The organism is Burkholderia sp. 10_S31 (genome assembly GCF_056930375.1).
The window spans coordinates 1,724,574-1,733,508 of the sequence record NZ_JBXOWK010000003.1 but is presented as its reverse complement, the minus strand read 5'-3'; the positions used below and the strand labels follow the sequence as shown (position 1 = coordinate 1,733,508).

At 60.7% G+C, this 8,935-nt stretch carries 16 protein-coding genes; 8 read left to right on the top strand and 8 right to left on the bottom strand.

The features are described 5' to 3' along the window. Positions 1-28: 28 nt before the first annotated feature. The 4 genes from AC1Z3W_RS28205 to AC1Z3W_RS28190 form a co-directional block, all read right to left on the bottom strand. Positions 29-253 carry a hypothetical protein gene (locus AC1Z3W_RS28205; protein WP_483508967.1) on the bottom strand — a complete coding sequence of 75 codons (225 nt, stop codon included), beginning with the start codon at positions 251-253 and terminating at the stop codon, positions 29-31. Continuing rightward, complete coding sequence (locus tag AC1Z3W_RS28200; protein WP_483508966.1) at positions 250-606, bottom strand: hypothetical protein; 357 nt, start codon at positions 604-606, stop codon at positions 250-252. The genes AC1Z3W_RS28205 and AC1Z3W_RS28200 overlap by 4 nt, the downstream gene beginning before the upstream one ends. A 36-nt stretch (positions 607-642) precedes the next feature. Continuing rightward, positions 643-900 carry a hypothetical protein gene (locus AC1Z3W_RS28195; protein WP_483508965.1) on the bottom strand — a complete coding sequence of 86 codons (258 nt, stop codon included), beginning with the start codon at positions 898-900 and terminating at the stop codon, positions 643-645. A 483-nt stretch (positions 901-1,383) separates the two neighbouring features. Then, positions 1,384-1,842, bottom strand: a complete 459-nt coding sequence (locus tag AC1Z3W_RS28190) for a hypothetical protein (protein WP_483508964.1) — start codon at positions 1,840-1,842, stop codon at positions 1,384-1,386. 72 nt (positions 1,843-1,914) lie between these two features. Here AC1Z3W_RS28190 and AC1Z3W_RS28185 point away from each other — a divergent pair, with 72 nt between their 5' ends. Further along, positions 1,915-2,175, top strand: coding sequence for a YdaS family helix-turn-helix protein (locus AC1Z3W_RS28185; RefSeq protein WP_483508963.1), 261 nt, complete (start codon positions 1,915-1,917; stop codon positions 2,173-2,175). Between the two features lie 5 nt (positions 2,176-2,180). Here the strand turns inward: AC1Z3W_RS28185 and AC1Z3W_RS28180 are convergent, their stop codons facing one another. Then, positions 2,181-2,696, bottom strand: a complete 516-nt coding sequence (locus AC1Z3W_RS28180; protein WP_483508962.1) for a hypothetical protein — start codon at positions 2,694-2,696, stop codon at positions 2,181-2,183. A 387-nt stretch (positions 2,697-3,083) separates the two neighbouring features. Further along, positions 3,084-3,335, bottom strand: coding sequence for a hypothetical protein (locus tag AC1Z3W_RS28175; protein ID WP_483508961.1), 252 nt, complete (start codon positions 3,333-3,335; stop codon positions 3,084-3,086). A 178-nt stretch (positions 3,336-3,513) separates the two neighbouring features. Here AC1Z3W_RS28175 and AC1Z3W_RS28170 point away from each other — a divergent pair, with 178 nt between their 5' ends. After that, entirely contained in the window at positions 3,514-3,819 is a 306-nt protein-coding gene (locus AC1Z3W_RS28170; protein WP_483508960.1) for a DNA-binding protein, read from the top strand. Positions 3,820-4,052: 233 nt separating this feature from the next. On the opposite strand, the gene AC1Z3W_RS28165 is transcribed toward AC1Z3W_RS28170, so the two are convergent. Further along, complete coding sequence (locus tag AC1Z3W_RS28165; RefSeq protein WP_483508959.1) at positions 4,053-4,766, bottom strand: hypothetical protein; 714 nt, start codon at positions 4,764-4,766, stop codon at positions 4,053-4,055. A 245-nt stretch (positions 4,767-5,011) separates the two neighbouring features. Here AC1Z3W_RS28165 and AC1Z3W_RS28160 point away from each other — a divergent pair, with 245 nt between their 5' ends. Genes AC1Z3W_RS28160 through AC1Z3W_RS28140 form a run of 5 tightly spaced genes read left to right on the top strand, consistent with a single transcriptional unit; the run spans position 5,012 to position 8,035 of the window. Further along, the gene (locus tag AC1Z3W_RS28160; protein ID WP_483508958.1) at positions 5,012-6,097 is read left to right on the top strand and encodes a DUF1376 domain-containing protein; all 1,086 of its coding nucleotides are present in this window, start codon (positions 5,012-5,014) and stop codon (positions 6,095-6,097) included. After that, positions 6,087-6,563: a RusA family crossover junction endodeoxyribonuclease gene (locus tag AC1Z3W_RS28155; RefSeq protein WP_483508957.1), complete on the top strand. Its 477-nt coding sequence runs from the start codon at positions 6,087-6,089 to the stop codon at positions 6,561-6,563. The genes AC1Z3W_RS28160 and AC1Z3W_RS28155 overlap by 11 nt, the downstream gene beginning before the upstream one ends. Positions 6,564-6,573: 10 nt before the next feature. Next, positions 6,574-6,750, top strand: coding sequence for a hypothetical protein (locus tag AC1Z3W_RS28150; RefSeq protein WP_483508955.1), 177 nt, complete (start codon positions 6,574-6,576; stop codon positions 6,748-6,750). 4 nt (positions 6,751-6,754) lie between these two features. Next, complete coding sequence (locus tag AC1Z3W_RS28145; protein ID WP_483508954.1) at positions 6,755-7,339, top strand: DNA-binding protein; 585 nt, start codon at positions 6,755-6,757, stop codon at positions 7,337-7,339. Next, positions 7,340-8,035 (top strand): hypothetical protein, encoded by a 696-nt coding sequence (locus tag AC1Z3W_RS28140; RefSeq protein WP_483508953.1) that lies wholly within the window; start codon positions 7,340-7,342, stop codon positions 8,033-8,035. 101 nt (positions 8,036-8,136) lie between these two features. Here the strand turns inward: AC1Z3W_RS28140 and ghoS are convergent, their stop codons facing one another. Beyond that, complete coding sequence (gene ghoS / locus AC1Z3W_RS28135) at positions 8,137-8,412, bottom strand: type V toxin-antitoxin system endoribonuclease antitoxin GhoS (protein ID WP_483508952.1); 276 nt, start codon at positions 8,410-8,412, stop codon at positions 8,137-8,139. A gap of 149 nt (positions 8,413-8,561) precedes the next feature. Here ghoS and AC1Z3W_RS28130 point away from each other — a divergent pair, with 149 nt between their 5' ends. Continuing rightward, entirely contained in the window at positions 8,562-8,837 is a 276-nt protein-coding gene (locus tag AC1Z3W_RS28130; protein WP_483508951.1) for an I78 family peptidase inhibitor, read from the top strand. Positions 8,838-8,935 lie beyond the last annotated feature (98 nt).

Below are 8,935 nucleotides of genomic sequence, written 5' to 3'. Positions count from 1 at the left end.
GCACGTAGCATGAGCAGGCGAGGAGGTATCACGCGCCACCTCGAAATTCGCGCGCGGCGCGCTCGGTACGGACTGCGTCGGCTTCGTCGCTCGCGCCGAGGTAGGAGTAGAGCGCGAGCAGGAACGCAACGCACAGGAGGAACGGACCGGCGAAGCTGGCGTGCCGACCGGCGGCCGCGCGCAGGTTCATGCGGCACACACTCACGGCTGCGAGGACCCACGCGATGCAGACGATGGTGAGGTTGATCGTCATGCATCACCGCGCGTCGCGGCGTCGTGCCGCGCGTCGTCGTCCAGGCGTTGCACCTGCGCATTAGCGATGGCGCGCGCGAGTCCGCCGACATACGCTCGATACCGAGCTCTGATGAAGTTGTAGAGGTTCTCGCGCCCTGACCGATATGCAGAGAGCAGGTCGGCCGCTTCGCCGTCGCAGATCGAGCCGAGGGCATCAGCGAATTCGGCGGCGTCCGGCGTGCCGAGTTTTCGATGCTCGATGACGCTGGCGAGCGCGTCGACCAGCTCGGCGCGTGCGGCCTCGTTATCGAGATCCCGCTCGACGCGAGCCAGGCCGCGTTCGATGAACGCCTCGTAGGCGGTGGTGGTCATGCTGACCGGAGTTGTGTTTCGCATGTCGACGCCGCCTTACGAGTGCAGTGCTTCGGGCACGTCGACGTAGATGTGCGTGCCGCACTCGACGTCAGCATCGACCGTTGCGATGGCCATCGACGCGAAGAAGCGCGCCACGCGCGCGCCGGCGGCCGGATCGTACTCGTCGAAAGAGAAGGTGAAGGTGAAGGCGCGGGCGCCGCGGATCGTGAGCTCTAACGGTCGGCCGGCAATGGCGTGAAGGCTCGATTCGAGGCGGGTGAGCTCGGCTGCTGCGGTACTGGTCGTGGTCATGTTCGTCCATCGGTTGAGTGGCGATGGACGACAGGTTAGTAATAACTAAACTTCGCGTCAAGTGAAAACTTTACTTCCTCGCAGCGTTTGCTTAACCGTTCAGTCTGGGATCCGTTCGGATGAAGTGCGCGAGGATCTCGCAGAGGGCGTATCGTGTCAGAGCGTCGTCCTCAAGATACGTCCCAATGCGGCTCAGCCGGTGATGCCCGTCGTCGTAGTCAATGACGATACGGCCGTGCTTCTTACGAGGTGGTCGCGATTTCTCAGGCGGCGCTCGGGGTGGCCCGTAGACGCCGCGCGCCGCGAGAAAATCCGACATGGAAAGGATTTCGCCCATCTGTTGGTGGGAGCGGTCGTCTCACACGCGACTGTGGCATTTGCACGTTCCGGCCACTGGTATAGAGCAAATCTCAAAAAACCATCAGTCGATAAATAAAAGCTATTGCTGCGGCGTTAAAATAGCCGCTTTCGCGGCTACTTTTGCTATGCGGCCCGAGTTGCTTTCTTGGAGCGGGGCGGGGGAATAACGAGTTCGCTTGTCCCAGTCGATTCAACTTCAGCATTTCCGCGGACTTCCCGTCCGTGTCGTTGGAGCATCACCAAAGCGTCCACGAATTGGTTGATTTCATCCACGCTCATCGAATCAAACAGCCTTACGACTCGGGATATCGCAACGTCCTTTGGCGACGAATGACCGCTATCGTCCGCATGTCGTACTGCTTGCGCGACCTCGTTCGATAAGCGGTGCGACTCTGCTCGGTCAGTTCCGTCAAGCTGACCCGGGCTCATGCCGTAGTCGCGTTCGATCCGACGAGCAGCGCGCTCGCCGAACGACGCGGTGCCGTTGATCAACTGCGAGAAATAGCTCTTCTCACGCGGCGGAACCGAGTGTGACGCGACCCACGCGCGCAAGCTGGCGCGCCGAACTTCCTGGATGTCCATTTCGATAGTTTAGGCATTTCTAAACAAGCATTCACTTGACCCGTGGTTTAGTGCGAACTAAACTCCGGAGGTATGAACCTGAAAACTTACATTTCGACTGCACCGCGCGGAACGGCGAAGACGCTCGCAGATGCGTTGAAGGTGTCGCCGTCGTATTTGTCCCAAATGGCGAGTGGGACCTCATCCATCAACCCGCGGCGGTGCCGCCAGATCGAGGACGCGACGCACGGGCAGGTGACGCGGCGTGAAATGCGCCCTGACGACTGGCACGAGATATGGCCCGATCTCGCGGCCACCGACGCGCCGGCAGCACCGCTGCAGGAGGTGACGTGATGCGGTTATCGTCCCGGCAAACCCGACGCAAGTCGCGCCCATCCTTCGGCCTGGCGTCGCGCGACGTCGTCACAGAGGACGTTCGTGTCACACGTCGGGCAATGAAGGCCGCCTTTGCCGCCTGCGAGCTGCAGAACGCTCTTCTTCCCCGCCTCCATGCAGGGCTGGCAGCAGTAATGCTGCGGTTCGATAGTGGCCTCGACGTCCTTGAGCGCGTATGCAAAGGAATGAGGAGCGGTCGCAACCAACATATAGCGCTCGCGTTCCTGAGCTTTCGCCTCAAGGGCTTCGTTCTCTCGCTCAAGCTCAGCAATGCGATTGTCAAGCGCGCGTGCATCCTGCGCGAGCTTGAGAGCATCCTGCGCAGTGCTGAGCGCAGCAGCGTAAGCGTCGCGGAGCTTGATCGTCATATCGGCTATCGCCTCTTCAGCTACACGCTGGTCATGGCCCGCAACAGCACGCTTGAGAAGATCAAGGCTGAGATTGGCTCCATTCAATGCCGTAACCAAGGTTGTGATCACGAGGGTTCCTCCATATCGGAAGTGAATGCGGTTTGTGTGAGAGCTGCCGATTCTACTGGCGAGAGCCGGAACTCTCGCCCGAATCCAGACACCGGGGAGGGAGCCTGATGCGTCGAATTGCCACTCGTATCCGCGCCGCGTGCAACTGCATGGTTGCGCGTCTTGTGCAGCCGGCACTCGACCCCCACGCAGCTCAGCCGACGGCCGTGTCGCCGCCGGCCGCAGCATTCTGGTCCGCGAGCGCGAACCAGCCAGATCCGGCGCGCGCCGGCTTCGCCGTGACGAGCGACCTTGAGGTGCTGCCGCTATCGGCATCGATGGCCGGCCGGCGCGTTGTGGCGGTTGTGTTGTTCGGCCGCGAAGAGTTCAGCGCAGCTGAACGCATCGTTAGGGCTCGGATTGCTCCGAACAGAGCCGATCCAGTGCTTCGTGATTGCCTCCGAGACGCCGTACGTAAATGTCGGGACAGTCGCCAGTCATCGGGTGAACAACCTTGACGACCTCGAACATGGCCGCCGAATTCGGGCGCTCTGGAAACTCGATCCATTCGCCGTGTCGAGGGGGAACAACGAAGCTGCATTCGCCGATCGACGAGCCGGTTTGGACGTCGATAACAAGCATTTCGTAAGTGCCGTGCACGCGTGCTCCTTTCGTGAAGGGTTGTTGAAGTGAAGAGCAACGAGTCTCCCACGTCAGCGAGCACGCCTATCTCCATAAAGCCGCCTCGGGCGGTTGTGTGTTTCGTGTCCATGCTCACAGCCTATCCGGCGCTGGGTTCATGGGCATTCCTTAGTTTTTGAATTGATGGTGAATGGCCATGAATCAGCCGATGTCATTGGTGATGCGCGCTAGCATCGCAGCGGCAATCCGCGCAGCGCTCAACGATCCGAAGAAGAAGCAACGCCTGCTAGAGGCGACGGGGTGGGACGAGTCCATGCCGTCGAAGCTCGTGCAGGAGAGGCCGGCCGGCATCACGCTCGACAAGCTTGACGCGCTGCTCGCGGCGCTCGATCACGTGGTGGTGACGCGCGACTACCTCGATGCGATGTGCACGATGGGGAAGGTCGGCATGTTCTGCGAATGCGCGCGAGCCGGGGGCGGCGAGTGCGGGGCAGGGCGGTGACAAGCGGCCCCTGTTTGAGTTTGCTTTGCTCCGCAAAGGATGGCGCGCGTCGGTACACCGTTCGACGAAAGCCCGTTCGCGCGGAGCGCGCTCGCGTACAACAGCTTCGGGTCTTGCTGCGGTCTCGGTCGCTGCGCGAGAGTTCGAGCGGTTGGTCGGGACGCCATGCGGCGCGACCAGAAAAGGATTTGAATGGTCTTGCGGGGCCCCGCAGGAGCGACGGCCCCGCGTTATTAATCGCCGAGCGTTTCGCTGGCCACGAGAATTCGAGTGATGTGTTTGGTTTCTTTCGCGCAGATGGAAACTGCATTCGACAGCAGTATCGACGCCTCGGCGAGCGGTTTTCGCGAGTTCTCGAGTTGTCGCTTTCGTACAAGGGACGGGAAGTTGCCGATCGCTTCGAGCGTTTCTCGGACGTTGCGCACTCTTGCTTGAGCGGCTGCAATCTGCATAGCGCAATTGTCTGGCAGTCCGACCATAGTGTGTATTTCTTCGAACGACAGCAGGCTAGTCGTATCGATGATTCGAATCACTTCCTGGATGGCTTTGTGAATCGAATTCTCTTCGTTTCTCAATCCTTCGAAGATTTCGCTCATCGAATTGTTTGCCCCACGTGCAAGTTCTATTTGAGCAAGAAGATTTGCGATTCCGGTTGCAATGAATTCGACCGAGTCTCGCGTGTTTGCAAGACGCTGTTGAATGCTTGCCGCAGTCAAGGTCGCCTTGACCCTTTCGTCTTTATTCTGCTTCCGTCGGCCCATGTCTGCGATGTAGAGCGCAGAGATTACAGCAGCGCACGTGCCGATTGCCGTGGCGACGTCCCAAAAATCTTTTGTAGAGCCGATGGCACGCGCAGTAGTCGCCCACACGCGCGAGAGAGCAAAGAACCCAATTCCGATCAAAAGCCACACGAACGCCAGTTCGGTGTGTTTCCATGCGCGCTTCATGCCACTCCCGTAGTTGAATTTCGACTGATCGTAGCACGCCCGAAATCGGTGCTTGGGGGGCACAAGCATGAGCTGGATAGATCAAGCCCATCGAAGCGACTGCCGCGACCTGATGCGCGCGGTGATCGCCGACCGCCTGCAGCAGCCAGGCCTGAAGCTGGAGGCCTCGTGATCCGCGACAAATCATTTCTGAAATATTTGTCCGGCTGGGATGCTTGGCGCATCACAACCAGGTTGAGACTTGTATGACTGAGATCCCGAATCCTCTCACCCCTGCGGATTGCGATCTGCGTGGCCATCCGTGGATGGCACTCGACGTCGCACGCGTGATCGACAGCGACCTGTTCGGCCTGTCGACCGGCGAAGAATTCAAGACCGCGTTTCGGCTCTGGGCGAAGTCATGGCATCAGGTGCCGGCCGCAAGCTTGCCGGCCGACGACCGGTTGCTGGCTCACCTGGCTGGTCTCGCGCTCGTGAAATGGAAGCGCGTGCGCGCGATGGCGCTGCGCGGCTGGATTCGATGTGCAGACGGGCGTCTATATCACCCCGTAATCGCTGAGAAGGCGCTCGAAGCGCTCGGCGTCCGTTCGTTCCGTGAGGAACCCGGCAAGCCAAAGTCCCGGATGCAGCGCCTGCGCGAGCAGCGCGACGCGATGTTCGACACGCTGCACAAGAACGGTATCGACCTGCCGAAAAGCACTCCGACGATCGAGCTTCGCGAACGTATCGCAGCGCTTCCTGCCGGCGTAACAGATGCGTCACACGTTACGTGCGGTGTTACGCCTGATGCGTCACGTGTTACGTCACCGTCTCGCGCGTATACAGAACATGACAATACACCTAACACGAGCGCAACTAACGACGACGTAGGAGACTTGATACGGGGTGGGGCTGGGGATAACTCGCAGCCGTCGTCGTTGCGAGCCGAAGAAATCGTCACCCTGCTGACGCGGTGGGAGACGGATCGTGGGAAGCGGCCGCGCTTCGCTGTGACCGACGTGCCGTTGGCGACATGGCGCGTGACGGCGGAGCAGTTGCGCACCGCCTACGACCGCGCTTGCGCCGAGCGCAAGCGCCAACATGACCAGACAGCCGTGAACTCCGGATTCCTCGCCGGCTTCGTCGAAACTGTACTCGGGCCGCCGCGTGCCGTCGTACCTCCGCTGCGAGCCATGACCGATGTTCAGCTCGAAGCGGAAGGGCGCCGGCTCGGCATCAGCACGCACGGCCTCGCGCGCGACCAGTGCGTCGCGAAGATCGAAGCGGCGCGCGCCGCCCAGCGAGTTGCAATTTCCACCCAACTGCAGGAGGGCCTGACGTATGGCCGGTGAGCAGCAATCGTTGATCGCGTCGTCGCCCGTGGCGCAGCGTGTGGAATTCGTCGTTCCCGGCAAGCCGGTCGCGAAGGGGCGGCCGCGGTTCTCGCGCCAGGGCGGCCATGTGCGCGCGCACACGCCGGAGGCGTCCGAGCGTTACGAGAACCTCGTGAAGATGGCCGCCCGCGCGGCAATGAGCGGCGCGCGGCCGTTCGAGGGGCCGGTGCGCATGGTCGTACACATCGGCGTGCCGATCCCGGCGAGCTGGTCCCAGCGTCGCCAGGCGTCGGCGGCCGCCGGCCTGATCGGCGCGACGAAGAAGCCCGACTGGTCGAACGTCGTGAAGGCGATCGAGGACGGCCTAAACGGCGTGGCGTACGTTGACGACGCTCAGATCGTTGACGGGTGGGTGTCGAAGCGGTACGTGCGTACGCCGGGCGTGCGCGTCGAAGTGATCGAGTTGAATTTGGAGAAGGCGTGAGGTGAAAACGATGAGCGATCTCGAACAGCTGATGATGATCCGTGGGATGGTGACGATGATGCCGGCCGACCAGCAGGAAAAGGTCGAGGCCGCGCTGGTGGACCTGCGCGCGGTGCTGGAACAGCACGGCGAGCCGGGCATGCTCGCACTGGCGATCGCGGGCGCCGAACTGGCATCGCAGGGGTAAGGGCATGGACGAAATTCGATTCAAGAGCGGGTACGACGCGGTGCGCTTCGCGATGTGCTACTCGCTGCAGCAGTACGGTGAAACGATGATGGCGAAGCGCTTGCGCGGCGAGTCGATCGGCACCGGCATGGGACTCGTGGGCCTCGACGGCGCAGGGCAGGCGGGCGAGATCCGTCGGCACCTCTGGGAGTTGCCGGAACTGCATCTGTCGGTGGTCATCGCACGCGCGGCGCCACGCGATCTCCCGTGCTCGTGTGGCGCGGCATGCTGCAGCGGCCGGACGCCGAACCTCGAATGGCAGGCCGCGATCGCGTGGCTGACCGAAGCCTCTGCGGCATACTGCTCGGGGTTCTCGCACTATCGGCTCCGGCGAAGCATTGTCGAGAAACTCTTCGGCGTGAAGAAGAACCTCGAGGAAATCGCAGCGGATTGCGATGTACACGAAAACACAGCATGCGCTCAGAATGTGGCAATCAAGCGGTGGCTCTTGGGCAATCGGAAGGACGGTACCATTGGCGTGACCGACGTAGCGTGGGCCGTCCTTGAGCGCCGATTTGAGGAGCTTGGAATCTTGGAGGTAACGAGCTGAATGGACGCATGGCCTGATTCGAAGAAGAGCGCATTTTCGTCCGAGTCGGTTGCGCGCAGCCAAAAGGAAAAGCGGAAGGCTGCGCGCTTGGATGAACGACGCGAGAACACGGCGGCAATGTTCGCTGCTGGCCGCGCTTCCTCATCTCCCATTCGCGATCGAAATCACGAGAGAAACACGCAGTTGTACCGCCAGATCATGGCGAAACTTCGTGGACCGGAGTTCCGTGCCTGGTACGAAGCAACGACGGGAGAACCGGTCGATGAATGGCTCGCGGACGTCGCAATGTCGCCCGTGGAGTTCATCGAACGCTTCCCGCGGGCGCGCATGAGCCAGTTCGAATGGGTTGAGGATCGAATCCGACGCATCGCGGAGCGCCACCCTTGGACCGATCCGGAGCGGCGTGAGAAGTGGGGTGAGGCAGTCGCAGCCTGCGAAAACTTCCGCGAGCGGCGCCGAATGCTAATCCGGCTCGGGACACCGCAGTGGGCGAGCACGGTAGCTATGATCGCGATTTATAGGCGGCGGGCTGAGATCGAACAGGAGATCGGCGTCCCTCACGACGTCGACCACATTGTGCCGATCGTGAATCCGCTCGTTTGTGGGCTGCATTGGGAGGGGAACCTGCGCATTATCCCGGCCAGTCACAACCGGTCGAAATCGAACTCGTTCGACCCTGATCCGCCCATTGCTTGACACGCCGGAAAAAAATCACAATAATCCGCCATATTCGATACACGTCATGCGTGCGTCCAAAGCAAAGAAGCCCGCGAAAGCGGGCTTTTTTGTTGCCTTGATCAGGCCTTGTTGAGATAGAAGTACGATGCTCCTTCCGTGGTAATCACAGAGTTCGATTTGCCGGTTGCATTGGCGGCTTCCCGGGCATGCTGAGCGATCTGCTCGGTCGTGAGCGTGCTTTCGACGTAGTACGTGGCCGTCGGTAGTTCGTAATGGTCGCCGTTGCTGGACTCGATTGTTCGTTGGAAGCCTTTGGCCTCCATGCGTGCGTGAAGATCGTTGTAGTTATCCCAATTCGCCGCATGAAGTTCGATGCGTGTGACGAATCTTGCCATTTATATCACCCCGTAGATGTGAGCCGGTAAGGGCCGGCTCGGTGATTCTACGCCGGCAACTTGTACCCGGGTGCCGGTCAGACCGTTCACGATTGCCATGCGTTTTCCCATGTATATTGGTTGCTCCACATCAACATGGAGACCAAAAAATGCCGAATGAAAATCAGCCGAACGGCGGCCCCGGCCCAGTCGTGCCGCCTTGGCCCGATAATGCGCGTGCTGGCGATGATCGATGGACGCATTGGCCCTGGTCCTACAAGACAGCTCCCGCCTTGATCAAGGACCTGATTGGGCGTCCGGTGCGAGTCGTGAAAGTGGGCGATGCAGTTACCCAAGACATCGTGCCTGGGCGAGTCACCGTGATGGTTGGTACCGACGGTCGTATTGACGATATTTTGGTCGACGCATCGCTTCCAGATAAATGAGTGTGATGCGCGTAAGAAAGCCCGCTGAGCGAAAGCCAGCGGGCTTTTTCATTGGCGCTGGTGGTTACGCAGTTTGCTGTTGTGGCCGTTTTTTTCAT

Bases quoted from the DNA above. Each gene is read 5' to 3' on its own strand.
- AC1Z3W_RS28205 (WP_483508967.1), bottom strand. From the start codon at position 253: ATGACGATCAACCTCACCATCGTCTGCATCGCGTGGGTCCTCGCAGCC.
- AC1Z3W_RS28190 (WP_483508964.1), bottom strand. From the start codon at position 1,842: ATGGACATCCAGGAAGTTCGGCGCGCCAGCTTGCGCGCGTGGGTCGCG.
- AC1Z3W_RS28140 (WP_483508953.1), top strand. From the start codon at position 7,340: ATGGACGCATGGCCTGATTCGAAGAAGAGCGCATTTTCGTCCGAGTCG.
- AC1Z3W_RS28195 (WP_483508965.1), bottom strand. From the start codon at position 900: ATGACCACGACCAGTACCGCAGCAGCCGAGCTCACCCGCCTCGAATCG.
- ghoS (WP_483508952.1), bottom strand. From the start codon at position 8,412: ATGGCAAGATTCGTCACACGCATCGAACTTCATGCGGCGAATTGGGAT.
- AC1Z3W_RS28185 (WP_483508963.1), top strand. From the start codon at position 1,915: ATGAACCTGAAAACTTACATTTCGACTGCACCGCGCGGAACGGCGAAG.
- AC1Z3W_RS28170 (WP_483508960.1), top strand. From the start codon at position 3,514: ATGAATCAGCCGATGTCATTGGTGATGCGCGCTAGCATCGCAGCGGCA.
- AC1Z3W_RS28150 (WP_483508955.1), top strand. From the start codon at position 6,574: ATGAGCGATCTCGAACAGCTGATGATGATCCGTGGGATGGTGACGATG.
- AC1Z3W_RS28200 (WP_483508966.1), bottom strand. From the start codon at position 606: ATGACCACCACCGCCTACGAGGCGTTCATCGAACGCGGCCTGGCTCGC.
- AC1Z3W_RS28155 (WP_483508957.1), top strand. From the start codon at position 6,087: ATGGCCGGTGAGCAGCAATCGTTGATCGCGTCGTCGCCCGTGGCGCAG.
- AC1Z3W_RS28130 (WP_483508951.1), top strand. From the start codon at position 8,562: ATGCCGAATGAAAATCAGCCGAACGGCGGCCCCGGCCCAGTCGTGCCG.
- AC1Z3W_RS28165 (WP_483508959.1), bottom strand. From the start codon at position 4,766: ATGAAGCGCGCATGGAAACACACCGAACTGGCGTTCGTGTGGCTTTTG.
- AC1Z3W_RS28145 (WP_483508954.1), top strand. From the start codon at position 6,755: ATGGACGAAATTCGATTCAAGAGCGGGTACGACGCGGTGCGCTTCGCG.
- AC1Z3W_RS28160 (WP_483508958.1), top strand. From the start codon at position 5,012: ATGACTGAGATCCCGAATCCTCTCACCCCTGCGGATTGCGATCTGCGT.